Source organism: Streptomyces sp. CC0208 (assembly GCF_003443735.1).
Classification (GTDB): domain Bacteria; phylum Actinomycetota; class Actinomycetes; order Streptomycetales; family Streptomycetaceae; genus Streptomyces; species Streptomyces sviceus.
In genome coordinates this window covers 2258997-2276765 of the sequence record NZ_CP031969.1, presented here as the reverse complement: position 1 = coordinate 2276765, position 17769 = coordinate 2258997, and the positions used below count along the sequence as shown (strand labels likewise).

Here is a 17769-nt window from a genome sequence, read left to right as displayed (position 1 = left end):
GTCCGCCAACGCCTGTGTTCATAAAGGTGCCTTGCGTTCATATACGAGAACGGAGTCGCTGTGCGTGGTCCAGTACCGCTAGTGATCGTCGCCGGGTTCGTCCTGGGGCTGCTCGCGAGTCCCGCCGAAGCCGCCCCCACCACCTTCGTCCATCCCGGAGTCACCGTCTCCCGGGGGCAGTTGGACTTCGCTCGCAGCAAGGTCGACGCAGGTGCCCAGCCCTGGAAGGGTGCCTTCGACCAGATGCTGGCGAGCAAGTACGCCGACCTGAACCGCACGCCCAAGCCGCGGGCGGTGGTCGAATGCGGGTCGTACTCGAACCCCAACTACGGCTGCACCGACGAGCGCGAGGACGCGATCGCCGCCTATACCGACGCCCTCGCCTGGTACATCACCCGGGACGAGCGGTACGCCAAGAAGGCCATCCAGCTCATGGACGCCTGGTCGGCGGTGATCACGGACCACACCAACAGCAACGCGCCCCTCCAGACCGGCTGGGCCGGCTCCTCGTGGCCCCGGGCCGCCGAGATCATCAAGTACACGTACAGCGGGAGCTGGGCGAACTCCGGACGCTTCGCCACCATGCTTCGCAGCGTCTATCTGCCGGAGATCATCAACGGCTCGAACTCCAACGGCAACTGGGAGCTGTCGATGATGGAGGCGGCCGTCGGCATCTCCGTCTTCCTGGAGGACAAGGCGTCGTACGACAAGGCCATGGCGAAGTTCCGCACCCGTACCGCGGCCTATGTCTACCTCGACTCCGACGGTGAGCTGCCGAAGACCGTGCCGAGCCAGAACCTCAACACCCGGGACAAGATCGTCGGTTACTGGCAGGGACAGTCCACCTTCGTCACCGGGCTCACCCAGGAGACCTGCCGGGACCTCACGCACACCGGGTACGGCATCTCCGCGATCTCGCACGTCGCCGAGACGAGCCGGATCCAGGGGCAGGACCTGTACGGCACGGACGTGGGCGAGCGGCTGCGGCAGGCACTGGGGTTCCAGGCGAAGTACGAGCTGGGGACGGCCGTGCCGAGCTGGCTGTGCGGCGGGTCCCTGAAGCTGGGGCTCGGGCCGGTCACCGAGGTCGGGTACAACGCGCTGCACAACAGGCTTGGCATGGGCATGACTAACACGCAGACGCTGACCGAGCGGAACCGTCCGGCGGGCAGCAACAACCTCTTCGTGGCCTGGGAGACGCTCACCCACGGGGACAACCCGAGCTGAAACCGTTGTAGGCCGGGCGCCGCGCGGTTGATACTGGCGCCCGGTTTCGCGGTTCGCGGTTTCACGGTTCGCGGTTTCACGGGGGAGGACGCATGACTCAGGTGGTCACCGAGACCATGGTGCGGGTCGAGGACATCCACAGGTCGTTCGGTGAGGGGGCCGCCGCGGTGCACGCGCTGCGCGGGGTCTCCTTCGAGGTGCCGCGCGGTGAACTGGTCGCGCTCAAGGGGCGCTCGGGCTCCGGGAAGACCACCCTGCTCAACATCGTCGGCGGGCTCGACCGGCCCGACCGGGGACGGGTCGAGCTCGACGGGGTCGACATCGCGGGGCTGGACGAGGACGGGCTGCTGGCCCTGCGCCGGGACCGTATCGGCTTCGTGTTCCAGTCCTTCGGGCTCATCCCGATCCTCACCGCCGCCGAGAACGTCGGCGTGCCGATGCGGCTGCGCCGGATGGACGCACGCGCGCGTGAGGAGCGCGTCGAGCTGCTGCTGGCCCTGGTCGGCCTCGCGGACCACGCGAAGCAGCGGCCCGGTGAGCTCTCCGGCGGCCAGCAGCAGCGTGTCGCCATCGCCCGCGCGCTCGCCAACGAACCCTCCCTCCTCGTCGCCGACGAGCCGACCGGCCAGCTGGACGCGGAGACCGGTCACGCGGTGATGGAACTGCTGCGGGCGGTCGTCCGCAGTGAGAACGTCACCGCGTTGGTGGCCACCCACGACGCGACCCTGCTGGACCTGGCGGACCGGGTGCTGGAGCTGGGGGACGGGGAGATCGTGGGGCACTGAGGGGCGTCCTCGGAACGCGCGTCCGGGCTGGGACGGGAGTGTCGCGGCCGCGAGTGGTGTGCGTTCCGGGCCGCGTGGCGACCCTGTCACGACGTGAGCGGGGTTCTCCAGGGTTGGCCTCGACGGCCAGGGCGCGGAGGTGTGCTCCCGGTGGCGTCAGGAGGGGCGTGGGTGCCGGGTGCCTTGCGGATCCAGGCGGTGTCTCCGAGGGGCTGAATCTCGGGGCTGCGGTCTCGCTTCCGGGACTCGCCGCCCGGCCGTGGGAGTTCGTGTTCAACGGGGCGGCCTCGACGGCCAGGGCGACGAGGTGTGCTTCCGGCGCCGTCAGGAGGGGCGGGGTTGCCGGGTGGCTTGTGGATCTCCGCCGTGAGGTCCGGAGGGCCCGGCCTGGGCCCGAGACCCCGTCACGACGTGAGGGGGCCAGGGTTCCGTCGCTTGACGCGCTTGGCGCGAAGCCTTCCCCGGGTTCCGCCTCGACATCCAGGGGTGAGCCGCAGTTCCGGTGGGGCCGCCGGGGCCGTTTCCGGGTCGGCGCCACGACGTCCGGGCCAACCAAGCTCGCCCCGACACCCCCGTCGCCGCACACCCGAACCCCCGCGTCAGAGTTGCGTCAAAGACAGCCCCCCGCCCGCTCCAGGCCCCCTTCGCCCGGATCACCGGACGTAAGGTCGACGCTGCGTAGGCACGGTTGACCGGAAGACAATGGGCTCATGGGACGCGGCAGGCTTCGGATCTATCTCGGTGCGGCACCGGGCGTCGGCAAGACGTACGCGATGCTTTCCGAGGCGCACCGCAGGGTCGAGCGGGGCACCGACTGTGTCGTGGGGTTCGTGGAGCATCACGGGCGGCCGCGCACCGAGGTGATGCTGCGCGGGCTCGAAGAGATGCCGCGCCGGGAGATCGAGTACCGGGACTCCGTCTTCACCGAGATGGACGTCGATGCCGTACTGCGCAGAGCCCCGGCCGTCGCCCTCGTGGACGAACTCGCCCACACCAACATCCCGGGTTCGCGCAACGCCAGGCGCTGGCAGGACGTCGAGGAACTGCTCGCGGCCGGGATCGACGTGGTCTCGACCGTGAACATCCAGCATCTGGAGTCGCTCGGCGACGTCGTCGAGGCGATCACCGGGGTGCGGCAGCGCGAGACCGTGCCTGACGAGGTCGTACGCAGGGCCGATCAGATCGAGCTTGTCGACATGTCGCCCCAGGCACTGCGACGGCGGATGGCGCACGGCAACATCTACCAGCCGGACAAGGTCGACGCGGCTCTGTCGAACTACTTCCGGCCCGGCAACCTCACCGCCCTGCGGGAGCTCGCCCTGCTGTGGGTGGCCGACCGGGTCGACGAGTACCTCAAGCAGTACCGCAGCGAGCACCGGGTCTCGAAGATCTGGGGGTCCAGGGAGCGGATCGTCGTCGGGCTGACCGGGGGGCCGGAGGGGCGGACGCTGATAAGGCGGGCCGCGCGCCTCGCCGAGAAGGGCGCAGGCGGTGAGGTGCTCGCCGTCTACATAGCCCGCAGCGACGGTCTGACCTCCGCATCGCCCAAGGAACTCGCCGTTCAAAGGACCCTCGTCGAGGACCTTGGCGGAACCTTTCACCACGTGGTGGGCGACGACATACCGGCCGCGCTGCTCGACTTCGCGCGCGGGGTCAACGCCACCCAGGTCGTCCTCGGTTCGTCCCGCCGCAAGACCTGGCAGTACGTCTTCGGGCCCGGCGTCGGCGCGACCGTGGCCCGCGAGTCCGGGCCCGACCTGGACGTGCACATCGTCACCCACGACGAGGTCGCCAAGGGGCGCGGACTGCCCGTCGCCCGCAGCGCGCGGCTCGGGCGGGCCCGGATCCTGTGGGGCTGGCTGGTCGGCCTCGCCGCCCCGGTGCTCCTGACGCTCCTCCTCACCACCGTCGACCTCGGTCTCGCCAACGACATGCTGCTGTTCCTGGCGGTCGTGGTCGCGGCGGCCCTGCTCGGCGGGCTCTTTCCCGCGCTCGCGTCGGCCGCGGTCGGCTCGCTGCTGCTGAACTACTTCTACACACCGCCCCTGCACCGCTGGACCATCGCCGACCCCAAGAACATCGTCGCCATCGTGATCTTCGTGGGCGTCGGCATCTCGGTCGCCTCCGTCGTCGACCTGGCGGCCAGGAGGACCCATCAGGCCGCCCGGCTGCGCGCCGAGTCGGAGATCCTGTCCTTCCTCGCCGGGAACGTGCTGCGCGGCGAGACCCGTCTGGAGGAGCTCCTGGAACGCGTCCGGGAGACCTTCGGCATGGAGTCGGCGGCCCTGCTGGAACGGGCGGGCGACGTCGAGCCGTGGACCTGCGCGGGCCGGGCGGGCCTCGGACCGGCCGTGGAGCGACCGGAGGACGCCGACGTCGACATGCCGGTGGGGGACCACATGGCGCTCGCGCTCACCGGCCGGGTGCTGCCCGCCGAGGACCGCCGGGTGCTCGCCGCCTTCGCCGCTCAGGCCGCCGTCGTCCTGGACCGCCGCAGGCTCCAGGAGGAGGCCGACCAGTCCCGCGCGCTGGCCGAGGGCAACCGCATCCGTACGGCGCTCCTCGCGGCCGTCTCGCATGATCTGCGGACCCCGCTCGCCGGAATCAAGGCGGCCGTCTCCTCGCTCAGGTCTCACGACGTGGCGTGGTCCGAGGAGGACCAGGCCGAGCTCCTGGAGGGCATCGAGGAGGGCGCCGACCGGCTGGACCATCTCGTGGGCAACCTGCTCGACATGTCCCGCCTCCAGACCGGCACGGTCACCGCGATCGTCAGGGAGATCGACCTCGACGAGGTGGTGCCGATGGCGCTCGGCGGGGTGCCCGACGGGAGCGTGGAACTGGACGTGCCGGAGACCCTGCCGATGGTCGCCGTGGATCCTGGGTTGCTGGAGCGGTCGGTGGCCAACCTGGTCGAGAACGCCGTCAAGTACAGCCCGCCCGGCACCCCGGTCCGGGTCTCCGCGAGCGCCATCGCCGACCGGGTCGAGGTACGGGTCGTGGATCGCGGCCCCGGCGTCCCCGACGAGGCCAAGGAGCGCATCTTCGCGCCCTTCCAGCGCTACGGCGACGCCCCGCGCGGCGCCGGGGTGGGGCTCGGGCTCGCGGTGGCCCGGGGTTTCGCGGAGGCCATGAACGGCACCCTCAACGCCGAGGACACGCCCGGCGGCGGCCTCACCATGGTGCTGACGCTCCGCGCGGCCGACACGCACGCACAGCTCCTCGTAGACCCCTTCGAAGAGGCAGAACCCGAAAGGCAGGCCACATGACCAGAGTGCTGGTCATCGAGGACGAGCCGCAGATCGTGCGCGCCCTCGTGATCAACCTCAAGGCGCGCAAGTACGAGGTCGACACGGCGCACGACGGCGCCGGCGCGCTCCGGCTCGCCGCCGCCCGCCACCCCGACGTGGTCGTCCTCGACCTGGGCCTGCCCGACATGGACGGCGTCGAGGTGATCAGGGGGCTGCGCGGCTGGACCCGGGTGCCGATCCTCGTGCTGTCCGCCCGGCACTCCTCCGACGAGAAGGTCGAGGCGCTGGACGCGGGCGCCGACGACTACGTCACCAAGCCCTTCGGCATGGACGAGCTGCTGGCCCGCCTGCGGGCCGCCGTGCGGCGCGCCGAGCCCACCGGGGGCGGTGAGGACGACGTCCTGGTGGAGACCGACGAGTTCACCGTCGACCTGGCCGCCAAGAAGGTCCGCAAGCACGGCAGAGACGTACGTCTCACCCCCACCGAGTGGCACCTGCTGGAGGTACTGGTCCGCAACACCGGCCGGCTCGTCGGCCAGCGACAGCTCCTCCAGGAGGTCTGGGGGCCGTCGTACGGGACGGAGACGAACTACCTGCGGGTCTACATGGCCCAGCTGCGGCGGAAGCTGGAGGCGGACCCCTCGCATCCGAAGCACTTCGTCACCGAACCGGGCATGGGATACCGGTTCGAACGCTAGTGCTGCGGGTACAACGCTGTCGGCGCACCCCGGTACGCTTTCGGATATGAGTGCTGTTCCTCGTTCCGAGAAGCCGGTGGGCCGGTTCCGGCGCATGCTCGACCGGCTCTCCTCGTCGCAGGAGGATCTGGAGTCCGAGGAGCTGCGGGAGGACACCGCGACCACCGGATGCACCCGGATCGGCGACTGTCACGACCGCCAGATCGTGACCGTTACTGGTACCTTGCGCACGGTCACCCTGCGGCCGCGCGCGGGCGTCCCGGCCCTGGAGGCCGAGCTGTTCGACGGCTCCGCCGCCCTGGACGTGGTGTGGCTCGGCCGGCGCTCCATCGTCGGGATAGAGCCCGGGCGCAAGCTGATCGCCTCCGGGCGGGTCTCGATGAGCCGGGGCCGCCGGGTGCTGTTCAATCCGAAATACGAACTCCGACCCCTCGGACGGGAGTAGCCGGTGACGTCTCTCGACAAGCCGACCGAAGACACTCAGGCCGACGACGCACGGGCGGTGACCGAGGCCGCCCTGTTCGAGGCGTTCGGCGGCGTCCGCGGCATGGTCGAGACGGTTCTGCCGGGCCTGCTCTTCGTCACGATCTTCACGATCAACAAGGACCTGCACCTGTCGGCCATCGCCGCGCTCGTGGTGTCGCTGCTGCTGGTCGTGGTCCGTCTGGTCATGCGGGACACCGTCAAGCACGCCTTCAGCGGGGTCTTCGGCGTCGCCTTCGGCGTCGTCTTCGCGATGATGACGGGCAACGCCAAGAACTTCTACCTGCCGGGCATGCTGTACACGCTCGGCCTGGGCCTGGCGTACGTCATCACCACGCTCGCGGGTGTGCCGCTGATGGGGCTCATCCTCGGCCCGGTCTTCAAGGAGAACCTCTCCTGGCGGACCCGCAACCCCGGCCGCAAGAAGGCGTACGCCAAGGCCAGTTACGCCTGGGGCGGCATCCTGCTCGCCAAGTGCGCGATCCTCTTCCCGCTGTACTGGTGGGCCGACACCGCCCAGCTCGGCTGGGTCCTGGTCGCCCTGAAGATCCCGCCGTTCCTGCTGGCCGTCTGGCTGACCTGGGTCTTCCTCGCGAAGGCCCCGGCACCCATCGACGTGTTCGCGGAGATGGAGGCGGAGGAGAAGGCCGAGGAGGAGCGCAAGGCGGCGCAGGCGGCGGAGCGTGCGGAGCAGGGCGAGGCCGCGGGCGGACGGCACAAGCGAGCCTAGATCGCGCCACGACGACGGAGGGCGCCCTGCGTGATGCAGGGCGCCCTCCGTCGTCGTAATCCTCAGGAGGCTTCTTCCCGGCGGACCGAGAGCAGGTCCTCCAGCTGTTCCTCCCTCGCCTGGGCGGCCACGAACAGGAGTTCGTCGCCTGCCTCCAGGGAGTCCTCCTGGGACGGGGTCAGGACGCGGGTGCCGCGGATGATGGTGACCAGGGAGGTGTCCTCGGGCCACTCCACGTCGCCCACCGTCGTACCGGCCAGCGCCGACTCCTCCGGCAGGGTCAGCTCGACCAGGTTCGCGTCGCCGTGGCTGAAGCGGAGAAGCCGGACCAGGTCGCCGACGCTCACCGCCTCCTCGACCAGGGCGGACATGAGACGCGGGGTGGAGACGGCGACGTCCACGCCCCAGGACTCGTTGAACAGCCACTCGTTCTTCGGGTTGTTCACGCGGGCCACGACCCGCGGCACGCCGTACTCCGTCTTCGCCAGCAGGGAGACGACCAGGTTGACCTTGTCGTCGCCCGTCGCGGCGATCGCGACGTTGCAGCGCTGGAGCGCGGCCTCGTCCAGGGAAGTGATCTCGCAGGCGTCGGCGAGCAGCCACTCCGCCTGCGGGACGCGCTCGACCGAGATGGCGGTCGGCGCCTTGTCGATGAGAAGGACCTCGTGGCCGTTCTCCAGCAGTTCGCCCGCGATCGAGCGACCGACCGCGCCGGCACCGGCAATGGCGACCCTCATCAGTGACCGCCCTCCTCTTCGGGGCCCTCGGCGAAGGACGCCTCGACCTTCTCGATGTCGTCCGTGCGCATCATCACGTGCACCAGGTCGCCCTCCTGCAGCACCGTCTGCGAGGTGGGCAGGATGGCCTCGCCGAGGCGGGTCAGGAACGCCACGCGGACGCCCGTCTCCTCCTGCATCTTGCTGATCTTGTGGCCGACCCAGGCGGTCGAGGCGTGCACCTCGGCCAGCTGCACCCCACCGGTGGGATCGCGCCACAACGGCTCCGCGCCCGAAGGCAGCAGCCGGCGCAGCATCTGGTCGGCCGTCCACCGGACCGTGGCCACCGTCGGGATGCCCAGGCGCTGGTAGACCTCGGCGCGCCGGGGGTCGTAGATCCGGGCCGCGACGTTCTCGATGCCGAACATCTCGCGGGCCACCCGCGCGGCGATGATGTTGGAGTTGTCGCCGCTGGAGACCGCGGCGAAGGCGCCGGCCTCCTCGATGCCCGCCTCGCGCAGGGTGTCCTGGTCGAAGCCGACTCCGGTGACACGACGACCGCCGAAACCGGAGCCCAGTCGTCGGAAGGCGGTGGGGTCCTGGTCGATCACGGCGACCGTGTGCCCCTGTTGCTCCAGGGTCTGGGCGAGAGCGGAACCCACTCTCCCGCAGCCCATGATGACGATGTGCACGACCGTCCTTCCGGTGTCAATAAGTACTGCTCAGCCACATCAGGGTCTCAGACCGAGGCCCAAGCTACACACGCGCGGTAGGACGACGGCACCCCTGTGCACGGTTGCCCCGACTTCGGGTCGGTCAGCGGCGGCTGATGCTGCGGACGCTCGCGAGAGTCAGGATTCCGAGGCCGACGAGGGTGACCGTGGCACCGACGAGCTCTGCGGTCGCGTGCATGGGACCTCCGGGAGCAGTAACGGGCGGGGTCCTGTCATATAGGCATGCCGCCTCGCTCACCTGCGGAATCCGTAGCCGGGGTGTGTCCGGATTTCACCCGGAGAGCAGATGCGGGGTGCCGGGTGGTTGTGTGCCCGTTCGAACGCTTACGCTTCACTGTTGTGTCCAAACTGACCGACGTGCCCAAACGGATCCTGATCGGGCGCGCACTGCGCAGTGACCGGCTGGGGGAAACGCTCCTGCCGAAGCGCATCGCCCTACCCGTGTTCGCCTCCGACCCGCTGTCCTCCGTGGCGTACGCGCCCGGCGAGGTGCTGCTGGTCCTGTCCATCGCGGGCGTGTCGGCGTACCACTTCAGCCCCTGGATCGCCGTGGCGGTCGTCGTGCTGATGTTCACCGTGGTCGCCTCCTATCGGCAGAACGTGCACGCGTACCCGAGCGGCGGCGGCGACTACGAGGTGGCCAACACCAACCTCGGCCCCAAGGCCGGTCTCACGGTCGCCAGCGCCCTGCTCGTCGACTATGTCCTCACGGTCGCCGTCTCCATCGCCTCGGGCATCGAGAACCTCGGCTCCGCGGTCCCCTTCGTGGTCCAGCACAAGGTGCTCTGCGCGATCGCCGTGATCATCCTGCTGACCCTGATGAACCTGCGGGGGGTGAAGGAGTCCGGCTCGCTCTTCGCGATCCCGACCTACGTCTTCGTCGCGGGCGTCTTTGTCATGATCGCGTGGGGATCGTTCCGCGGGCTGGTCCTCGGCGACACCATGCGGGCACCGACGGCGGAGTACCACATCAAGGCCGAACACCAGGGTCTGGCCGGTTTCGCGCTGGTCTTCCTGCTGCTGCGCGCCTTCTCCTCGGGCTGTGCCGCGCTCACCGGTGTCGAGGCGATCTCCAACGGCGTGCCGGCCTTCCGCAAGCCCAAGTCGAAGAACGCGGCGACCACCCTCGCTGCGATGGGCCTGCTGGCCGTCACCATGTTCTGCGGGATCATCGCGCTGGCCATGGTCACCAAGGTCCGCATGGCCGAGAACCCGGCCACCGACCTGATCCACAACGGTGTCGCACTCGGCTCCGACTACGTCCAGAACCCGGTGATCTCGCAGGTCGCCGAGGCTGTCTTCGGCAAGGGCAGCTTCCTGTTCATCGTGCTGGCCGCGGCCACCGCACTGGTGCTGTTCCTCGCCGCGAACACCGCCTACAACGGCTTCCCGCTGCTGGGCTCGATCCTCGCCCAGGACCGCTACCTGCCGCGTCAGCTGCACACCCGCGGTGACCGTCTCGCCTTCTCCAACGGCATCGTGCTGCTGGCCGGCGCGGCCGGACTCCTGGTCTGGATCTACGGCGCCGACTCGACCCGGCTGATCCAGCTCTACATCGTCGGCGTGTTCGTGTCCTTCACGCTCAGCCAGACCGGCATGGTCCGGCACTGGAACCGCCACCTGGCCACCGAGAAGGACGCCGCCAAGCGCAGCCACATGATCCGCTCCCGCGCGATCAACACCTTCGGCGCCTTCTTCACCGGGCTCGTCCTGGTCGTCGTCCTGGTCACCAAGTTCACCCACGGTGCCTGGGTGGCCCTGCTCGGGATGTGCATCTTCTACGCGACGATGACGGCGATCCGCAAGCACTACGACCGGGTCTCCGAGGAGCTCGCGGCGCCCGAGGGCCCCAGCGACGACAGCCTCCGGCCGTCCCGCGTCCACTCCGTCGTCCTGATCTCCAAGATCCACCGCCCGGCGCTGCGGGCACTGGCGTACGCCAAGCTGATGCGCTCGGACTCCCTGGAGGCCCTGAGCGTCAACGTCGACCCGGCCGAGACCAAGGCACTGCGCGCCGAGTGGGAGCGGCGCGGGATCGACGTACCGCTGAAGGTGCTGGACTCGCCGTACCGCGAGATCACGCGGCCGATCATCGACTACGTCAAGGGGCTCCGCAAGGAGTCGCCGCGCGACGCGGTGTCCGTGATCATCCCCGAGTACGTGGTCGGCCACTGGTACGAGCATCTGCTGCACAACCAGAGCGCGCTCCGGCTCAAGGGCCGGCTGCTGTTCACACCGGGGGTCATGGTGACCTCGGTGCCCTACCAGCTCCAGTCCTCGGAGGCGGCGAAGCTGCGGGCCCGCAGGCGGCAGGAGTGGAACGCACCGGGTTCGGTGCGGCGCGGTCCGGCCGAGCGGGCGAAGGAGTCGTCGGGGCCGAAGTAGACTGGTCGGCTGTTGTCCTGGCGGGTTCTCGTCCCGCCTCTTCCCTTGACGTTGTGGAGTCACCCCGCCATGCAGGCAGAACCGAAGAAATCGCTGGTGGGGATGGAGTTCGAAGTCGAGGTCGGCCCCGTCGCCCACGGCGGACACTGCATCGCCCGCACGGACGACGGCCAGGTGCTCTTCGTCCGGCACACGCTGCCCGGTGAGCGGGTCGTGGCCCGGGTCACCGAGGGCGAGGAGGGCGCGCGCTTCCTGCGTGCCGATGCCGTGGAGATCCTTTCGGCCTCCAAGGACCGCATCGAGGCGCCCTGCCCCTACGCCGGTCCCGGCCGCTGCGGCGGCTGCGACTGGCAGCACGCGAAGCCGGGCGCGCAACGGCGCCTCAAGGGCGAGGTCGTCGCCGAGCAGTTGCAGCGGCTCGCCGGTCTCACCCCCGAGGAGGCCGGCTGGGACGGCACGGTGATGCCGGCCGAGGGCGACAAGCTGCCGGCCGGAGAGGTGCCTGCCTGGCGGACCCGCGTGCAGTACGCGGTGGACGCCGACGGCAATGCCGGTCTGCGCCGCCACCGTTCGCACGAGGTCGAGCCGATCGAGCACTGCATGATCGCGGCGCCGGGCGTCAGCGAGCTGGGGATCGAGGAGCGCGACTGGTCCGGGATGGCGTCCGTGGAGGCGATCGCGGCGACCGGATCCCAGGACCGCATGGTCATCCTGGAGCCCCGGCCGGGCGCCCGGCTGCCGCTCGTGGAGCTCGACAAGCCCGTCTCCGTGATGCGCGTCGAGGAGAAGGACGGCGGCATCCACCGCGTGCACGGTCGCGCCTTCGTGCGCGAGCGGGCCGACGGCCGTACCCACCGGGTGGGCAGCGGCGGCTTCTGGCAGGTCCACCCGCAGGCGGCCGACACCCTGGTGAAGGCGGTCATGCAGGGCCTGCTGCCCCGCAAGGGCGAGATGGCGCTCGACCTGTACTGCGGTGTCGGGCTGTTCGCCGGCGCGCTGGCCGACCGCCTCGGCGACCAGGGCGCGGTCCTCGGCATCGAGTCCGGCAAGCGCGCGGTCGAGGACGCCCGGCACAACCTCGCCGCCTTCGACCGGGTCCGCATCGAGCAGGGCAAGGTGGAGGCGGTACTGCCGCGCACCGGCATCACCGAGGTCGACCTGATCGTCCTCGACCCCCCGCGCGCGGGAGCGGGCCGCAAGACGGTGCAGCACCTGTCGTCGCTCGGGGCCCGGCGAATCGCGTACGTCGCCTGCGATCCGGCTGCGCTGGCGCGGGACTTGGGGTACTTCCGGGACGGGGGGTACCGGGTGCGGACGCTTCGGGTGTTCGATCTGTTTCCGATGACGCATCATGTCGAGTGTGTCGCCATCCTCGAACCGGCCGCGAAGGGCTCCTGACCTGCGGTTCTCGTGACGCTCATTCGGCGCTCGTCCTGATGGGGTGTCAGGCGCCTTTTGGGCAGCTCAAGCACCAGTCCGCTGTCCGTGCAGGATCTGGACGATCCCGTAGAGAATCAGTGGCGCCCGGCCTTTTCTGCCAGCCGTAGGGCCTCGGCGAGCGCGCGCCAGACTTCCGCTGACAGCTCGGTGTTGGCGGACTGTTGCGCCTCCTTGGCGATGCGTTCGAGCTCGACCACGGCGGCAGCGTGATCGCCCTCGATGATCGCTATCTGGTTCCGCAGAACGTCCAGACGCAGCTGGTCGCGCACGCTGATGCCGTCGGGGCGGTCACCGAGGCGGTCGCACAGCTCCCGAGCCTCTTGGTACCTCCCTTCATAGAAGGCGAGTTGACACTGGAGGAGGAGCAGTTCGCGGTGATGGACAGGCGTCCCGACAATCCTGGCCCCGGTGGCGGCCTCGTCGAGGAGGGTCCGGGCCTCGTCCGTGTCCCGCGGGACGGTGCGCAGGTACATCGATGCCGCGGCCATCCTCAGCCGCATCCACAGCACCGGGTCCTCGTTGCTGGGCAGTATCTTCAGCGCGCGCGTCATCGGCTCGATGGCCGCCTCGTGGTCTCCCTGGCGCGCGCACACGGACGCGGTCGTCCACAGCGCCTCGACCTTGAGGCGCAAGGGGAGCTCTTCGGAGAGCGTCCCGATCAGCCGGTCCGCGTTCGCCCGTGCCTGGGCGGTCTGCCCGCTCTCCGCGTCGATGGAGATCAAGGTGAGCAGTGCCTCGACGACGTCCCGGTAAGGGAGGTCGTGCTCTTCGGCGAGAGCCAGGCTTTCCTCCACGCGCGTGCGTGCTTGGGCGAAATCACCCGCGGCGCGCAGGAGCCGCGCGAGCCTGACCCTCGAACGGCAGCGCAGATCCGGCAAGCCGGTCCTGTCGCCGAGCGCGGTGATCTCCTGGAGCAGGTCCAGTTCCTCGCTCACCCTTCCCTGCTGCTGGTAGCAGCGGGCGAGTACCCACTGTGCCTGCCAGCGCAGCACGGCGTCGGCATCCGGCTCCTGCAGAAGGGCTTCCTCCAGTGCCGCCGCCATGGCCAGTGACTCTCCGACGGAGGTGACAGTGGCGAGCGCTCGGGTCAGTGCGCTCCCCGCTGTGGTGTGAAAGGCGGAGAGAGGCACCTTGAGCTTCTTGCAGAGGTGGGACATCACGCGGTCGGTGGGAGGCCGGGTGCCGGATTCCAGCCTCGACAGGTACGCGGGAGAGAATTCCCCGCCAGCAAGCTGCACTTGCGACAAGCCCTGGGCGACACGAAGTGCCCGGAGGTGATGTCCGAAGGAAGGCTGCTGCAGGATCTGGTCGATTCCGCTAGGCATGTCGGACATCCTGTTATCCGGTCGGGCGCCCTGTCAAACCTATGTCATCTTTTTGACTTCACTTGGCACATTCGACTACGGCCAGTCGATTTCGTCTGTCCCGATTGCCTTCGTGGTCAAGGTGGTCGAGCTCCACGCCGCTGACGCCGCGACGTCTCCGAAGCCACCTATCAGCATCATTACCAATACCGCAAGCGCCGCGATTGTCCTCGTCATGAATGACTCCCCCTGGAGATACTGCTGTGCCTGTCGTGGCAATTCGTTTGGGCCTGTGAACTGGCCTTACTCAATCACGGCAGGCCTACCGTGACAACTCTTGTCAATTAATTGACAAGGTTGGGCATGATCCTTAGTCTGAGACCCTTGCTTGTTCAATGGATCACGGGGGTGTGATGCAGCTGAGCGTTGCCGTACGTGGACCACGAGCGTCCCGTCTGTGGACTCCAGGCGCGCGGCTTCAGCGGCACCGGGGCGGGTCCGGCCGACGTCGACGACCTCGTCACCGACTACCTCGCGGAGGTCCGGGCGGTCCAACCGCACGGCCCGTACGCCCTGTTGGGCTGGTCGTTCGGCGGTACGGTGGCCCACGCCATGGCCGTACGTCTCCAGAAGGAGGGCGAGCAGGTCGAACTCCTGGCGATCCTCGACGGGTTCCCAGCAGTGGCCGGCCCGCGGAAGCGGTGGGCCTACGACGACCCGCAGGTCTGGCCCGCGATCCGCGACTCCATCGGACATGATCCAAGGACACCGGAGAGCCCGCTGGCAGGGCTGGGGAAGGACGGCCTTGATGCCCTGGCACGAGTGTTCGTCGACCTCTCCAACCTGAAACGGTCCGCGGCCGGTGTCTTCGACGGCCGGCTCGTCTTCTTCGCCGCGGGGAAGGGCAGAGCGGTGCCCACCACCGCGGAGGTCTGGCGGCCCCATGCCAACGGGGAAGTCGAGTTCCACGAAATCGGGTGCACGCACGGCGAGATGACCCTGCCCGCTCACCTGGCCGTGATCGGCCCGGTGATCGGGCGGCTCTTGAACGGGCTGCCCGGTCAGCCCGACCACTGATAGGTCCGGTCGGTCAGTGAAACCACCCCTGCGGCGCCGGTCCGCGTTCGACGGACCGGCGCCGCAGGGGTGGTGCCCGGACCGGCTGCTTGCTGGTCCGTGCACATAACGAGAAGGGCGGGATGGACAACAACGTGAAGCCGGGAACACAAACGGTCGGTGCTACGGCGGACGGAGCCGATCAGCCCTGGGTGGTGACGCGCGGACTGATCCCCGAGCGGGGGCCTCGGCGCGTCCTGGCCGTGGCGTCCTTCGTCAACATGATCGGCAACGGGCTGTACATGACCGGGGCCGCGCTCTTCTTCACGCGCTCGGTCGGCCTGTCCGTGGCGCAGGTGGGCATCGGCATGGGTGCCGCGTCGCTGGTCGGGCTGACAGCGGGAATCCCGGTCGGGCGACTCGCCGACCTGCGGGGCGCGCGGGAGACCTATCGCGTGACCTTGGCGGTGCAGGCCTTCGCCATGGCGGCCATCGTGCTCGTTCACACCTTCTGGCTGTTCGTCGCGGTCATCTGTGTGACCCAGCTGGCGAACTCGGCCAGCGTGGCCTCACGTGGTCCGCTGATCCGGGGAATCGCCGGCCCGAACCCCACCAAGTACCGCTCCTACCTGCGCGCGACCAACAACCTCGCGGGAAGCTGCGGGGCGATGGCGGCCAGTGTCGTCGTACAACTGGACACGCGGGCCGCGTACGAGGCGCTGATCCTCGGCAACGCCCTCACCTTCGCGGCATGTGCGGTCGTGATCACCCGCCTGCCCCACGTGGCTCCGGTGCGGGCGCCCCGGCTGGCCGACCGCTGGATGGCGCTGAAGGACAGGCCGTACATGACGGTCACCCTGCTCGACGGCGTGATGTCCATGCAAGGGCAGGTACTGCTCTTCGCTCTGCCGCTGTGGATCGTCGGACAGAGTGACGCGCCACGCTGGCTCGTGGGTGTGTGTGCGGTGATCAACACGCTGATGGTGGTGGCCTTCCAGGTCAGGGCCAGCAAGGGAATCGACTCCAACGCCGGGGCGGTCCGGGCCGTGCGCCGGTCCGGGCTGGTATTCCTGGTGGCCATGGCCTTGATCGCCGCCGCCGGGAACATGGCCGCCGGGCCTGCCACGGTGTTGATCCTCGTAGGTGTCGTACTGCACACCGTCGGAGAGCTCTGGCAGGCGGCGTCGTCGTTCGAACTGAGTTTCGGACTCGCGCCCGAGCATGCCCAGGGCCAGTACTCCGGACTCTTCGGCATGGGCCACGGCCTGACGAACGCCGCCGCACCCTCCATCCTCGGCCTCCTCTGCATCACCTGGGGGACACCCGGCTGGCTGGTGATGGGAGGGGTCTTCGTGGCAGTGGGCCTGGTCATGCCGTACGCCATCGGCTGGGGGGAGAGGACCCGTGAGGGTGATCCCAGCTGAACGAGAAAACAGGTTGGAGATCGGCGGGTCCGACGGCGCCTCGGAGGCGCCGTCGGACCCCCGGCCCGCCTGCCGGTCGGCACGGCCGCCGAGTCCGCCGCGCTGGCCCGACGTGACGGACGTGGCCTTTACCGTCCTGGGCGCGGTACGCGCCTGGAGGCAGGGACAAGAGCTGGACCGTCTGGGGAGAAGCGGCTCCCCGGTCCTCGGCACGCCAGATCCGGACCCGAGACGAGCGACCTCGCACGATTCACCCAACTGGTCGCCCAGGCGCGCAGTAGCCGTCAGGACGGTGACCCGGCTTCGGCGGTGGCGCACTACACCGAGGGCCTGGGCTTGTGGACCGGCCCCGCGCTCGCGGGCATCTGCGGACCCTACGCCACCACTCAGCGCAGACGAATGAGCGAACTGCGGCTGGTCGCGGAGGAAGAACGTCTGGCCTGTGCCATCGACCTCCGCCCCTACAACCAGGCCGCCGCGGAGCTCTCGGCGTTCACCGCGGACCACCCTCTGCGCGAAAGGCTCTGTGAACTGCACATGGCTGTGCATCAGCGCATCCTGAGCACGGACCCCACGCTGCCCATCCGACTCGCACGCTGTTGGTCGGTCATCTGCGCGCCGAATTCGCCCTGACGGATGCGGGCGAGGCGCAGCCGGTACGGCCGACGCCCCACGACAAGCCCGTCGCCATCGTGGGAATCGGCTACCGGTTCCCGGCGAGGTGTCGTCCTCTCAAGAGCTCTGGCAGTTGGTCGTGAACGGCGGCGAGGCCCTGACGCCCTTCCCGACCGACCGGGGCTGGGATCTGGACCGCCTCTTCGACCCGGGTCCCACCGCTTCCGGCACTCGTTCGAGCGGGCGGGCATCGACCCGAGTGCCTTGCGGGGGACTGAGACCGGCGTGTTCGTGGGTATGAAGAGCCACGAGTACGGCGTGCGTGCGCATGAGGACCCGGCCGAGATCGAGAGCTGGCTCATCACCGCCAACGCGAGCAGCGTGGCCTCGGGCCGAGTGGCGTACAGCCTGGGCCTGCAAGGGCCCGCGATCACTGTCGACACCGCGTGCTCGTCCTCTCTTGTGGCCCTGCGCAACGGCCGCACGGTGCTCGCCGTGGTACGCGGATCCGTAGTGAACCAGGACGGGGCGAGCAACGGCTGGTGCGGCAGGCGCTCCGTCGCCGGCTACTCCGGGAGGCGCGGCTCTCGTGCACTCCGCATCCGCCCGCCGCCCTCGGACCCCGAGGTCACGGATCCCCGTCGGGCGGCAACGGACGCGGAAGTCCACGGCTGACACCTCAACCGTGCCAGGCCCGCGGGCAGTTGTACGCTCGGAGGCGTTCCGGGCGGGTCCAACGAGCAGTGGCGGGGCGTTGCGGGGTGGGTTCGTCCTGAGCGGTCAGGCGCAGAGTCAGGACCGTGGTGATCGCCGCGAGTTCCTCGGCGCTCGGCTCGCCCCGCAGGACCCGGAAGGACATGGCGGCGAGCAGGTCGGAGGGTGTCGGGGTCGGCGTGGGAGTGGACGTCGCTGTCATGAGGCCTC

General features: G+C 69.4%; 15 protein-coding genes and 1 pseudogene. 12 read left to right on the top strand and 4 right to left on the bottom strand.

What is annotated here, in order from left to right:
- Positions 1-60: 60 nt before the first annotated feature.
- The 6 genes from D1369_RS10245 to D1369_RS10215 all read left to right on the top strand — a co-directional run bounded on the left by D1369_RS10245 (position 61) and on the right by D1369_RS10215 (position 7171).
- Positions 61-1227: an alginate lyase family protein gene (locus tag D1369_RS10245; RefSeq protein ID WP_007385226.1), complete on the top strand. Its 1167-nt coding sequence runs from the start codon at positions 61-63 to the stop codon at positions 1225-1227.
- A 92-nt stretch (positions 1228-1319) separates the two neighbouring features.
- Complete coding sequence (locus tag D1369_RS10240; protein ID WP_007385227.1) at positions 1320-2012, top strand: ABC transporter ATP-binding protein; 693 nt, start codon at positions 1320-1322, stop codon at positions 2010-2012.
- Between the two features lie 710 nt (positions 2013-2722).
- The gene (locus D1369_RS10230) at positions 2723-5278 is read left to right on the top strand and encodes a sensor histidine kinase KdpD (RefSeq protein ID WP_007385228.1); all 2556 of its coding nucleotides are present in this window, start codon (positions 2723-2725) and stop codon (positions 5276-5278) included.
- Complete coding sequence (locus tag D1369_RS10225) at positions 5275-5958, top strand: response regulator (RefSeq protein ID WP_007385229.1); 684 nt, start codon at positions 5275-5277, stop codon at positions 5956-5958. The genes D1369_RS10230 and D1369_RS10225 overlap by 4 nt, the downstream gene beginning before the upstream one ends.
- 46 nt (positions 5959-6004) lie before the next feature.
- Positions 6005-6403: an OB-fold nucleic acid binding domain-containing protein gene (locus tag D1369_RS10220; RefSeq protein WP_007385230.1), complete on the top strand. Its 399-nt coding sequence runs from the start codon at positions 6005-6007 to the stop codon at positions 6401-6403.
- 3 nt (positions 6404-6406) lie between these two features.
- On the top strand, positions 6407-7171 hold the full coding sequence (locus tag D1369_RS10215; protein WP_007385231.1) for a DUF3159 domain-containing protein: 765 nt from the start codon (positions 6407-6409) through the stop codon (positions 7169-7171).
- 62 nt (positions 7172-7233) lie between these two features.
- On the opposite strand, the gene D1369_RS10210 is transcribed toward D1369_RS10215, so the two are convergent.
- Together D1369_RS10210 and D1369_RS10205 are read right to left on the bottom strand one after the other, a co-directional pair.
- Positions 7234-7908: a TrkA family potassium uptake protein gene (locus D1369_RS10210; protein WP_037901645.1), complete on the bottom strand. Its 675-nt coding sequence runs from the start codon at positions 7906-7908 to the stop codon at positions 7234-7236.
- Positions 7908-8579 carry a TrkA family potassium uptake protein gene (locus tag D1369_RS10205; RefSeq protein WP_007385233.1) on the bottom strand — a complete coding sequence of 224 codons (672 nt, stop codon included), beginning with the start codon at positions 8577-8579 and terminating at the stop codon, positions 7908-7910. Before D1369_RS10205 ends, D1369_RS10210 begins: the two co-directional genes overlap by 1 nt.
- A gap of 381 nt (positions 8580-8960) precedes the next feature.
- Between D1369_RS10205 and D1369_RS10200 the strand changes: the two genes are divergently transcribed.
- Positions 8961-11006 carry an APC family permease gene (locus tag D1369_RS10200; RefSeq protein ID WP_007385234.1) on the top strand — a complete coding sequence of 682 codons (2046 nt, stop codon included), beginning with the start codon at positions 8961-8963 and terminating at the stop codon, positions 11004-11006.
- A gap of 69 nt (positions 11007-11075) precedes the next feature.
- Positions 11076-12404: a class I SAM-dependent RNA methyltransferase gene (locus D1369_RS10195; protein ID WP_007385235.1), complete on the top strand. Its 1329-nt coding sequence runs from the start codon at positions 11076-11078 to the stop codon at positions 12402-12404.
- Between the two features lie 116 nt (positions 12405-12520).
- On the opposite strand, the gene D1369_RS10190 is transcribed toward D1369_RS10195, so the two are convergent.
- Positions 12521-13771 (bottom strand): helix-turn-helix domain-containing protein, encoded by a 1251-nt coding sequence (locus D1369_RS10190; RefSeq protein WP_158680164.1) that lies wholly within the window; start codon positions 13769-13771, stop codon positions 12521-12523.
- 414 nt (positions 13772-14185) lie between these two features.
- On the opposite strand from D1369_RS10190, the gene D1369_RS10185 reads away from it, so the two are divergent.
- The 4 genes and pseudogenes from D1369_RS10185 (at position 14186) to D1369_RS10170 (ending at position 17520) form a co-directional block, all read left to right on the top strand.
- Positions 14186-14827: an alpha/beta fold hydrolase gene (locus tag D1369_RS10185; protein WP_158680165.1), complete on the top strand. Its 642-nt coding sequence runs from the start codon at positions 14186-14188 to the stop codon at positions 14825-14827.
- Between the two features lie 122 nt (positions 14828-14949).
- Positions 14950-16230: an MFS transporter gene (locus tag D1369_RS10180; protein ID WP_007385239.1), complete on the top strand. Its 1281-nt coding sequence runs from the start codon at positions 14950-14952 to the stop codon at positions 16228-16230.
- A gap of 69 nt (positions 16231-16299) precedes the next feature.
- The gene (locus D1369_RS10175; protein WP_082319472.1) at positions 16300-16863 is read left to right on the top strand and encodes an AfsR/SARP family transcriptional regulator; all 564 of its coding nucleotides are present in this window, start codon (positions 16300-16302) and stop codon (positions 16861-16863) included.
- Positions 16864-16951: 88 nt separating this feature from the next.
- A pseudogene (locus D1369_RS10170) lies at positions 16952-17520 on the top strand (beta-ketoacyl synthase N-terminal-like domain-containing protein).
- Between the two features lie 4 nt (positions 17521-17524).
- Here the strand turns inward: D1369_RS10170 and D1369_RS10165 are convergent.
- Positions 17525-17761 (bottom strand): acyl-CoA carboxylase subunit epsilon, encoded by a 237-nt coding sequence (locus tag D1369_RS10165; RefSeq protein WP_007385242.1) that lies wholly within the window; start codon positions 17759-17761, stop codon positions 17525-17527.
- Positions 17762-17769: the final 8 nt, after the last annotated feature.

Coding starts and splice junctions, on each gene's coding strand:
- D1369_RS10165 (WP_007385242.1), bottom strand. CDS start 17,761: ATGACAGCGACGTCCACTCCCACGCCGACCCCGACACCCTCCGACCTG.
- D1369_RS10240 (WP_007385227.1), top strand. CDS start 1,320: ATGACTCAGGTGGTCACCGAGACCATGGTGCGGGTCGAGGACATCCAC.
- D1369_RS10225 (WP_007385229.1), top strand. CDS start 5,275: ATGACCAGAGTGCTGGTCATCGAGGACGAGCCGCAGATCGTGCGCGCC.
- D1369_RS10230 (WP_007385228.1), top strand. CDS start 2,723: ATGGGACGCGGCAGGCTTCGGATCTATCTCGGTGCGGCACCGGGCGTC.
- D1369_RS10210 (WP_037901645.1), bottom strand. CDS start 7,908: ATGAGGGTCGCCATTGCCGGTGCCGGCGCGGTCGGTCGCTCGATCGCG.
- D1369_RS10195 (WP_007385235.1), top strand. CDS start 11,076: ATGCAGGCAGAACCGAAGAAATCGCTGGTGGGGATGGAGTTCGAAGTC.
- D1369_RS10190 (WP_158680164.1), bottom strand. CDS start 13,771: ATGCCTAGCGGAATCGACCAGATCCTGCAGCAGCCTTCCTTCGGACAT.
- D1369_RS10180 (WP_007385239.1), top strand. CDS start 14,950: ATGGACAACAACGTGAAGCCGGGAACACAAACGGTCGGTGCTACGGCG.
- D1369_RS10220 (WP_007385230.1), top strand. CDS start 6,005: ATGAGTGCTGTTCCTCGTTCCGAGAAGCCGGTGGGCCGGTTCCGGCGC.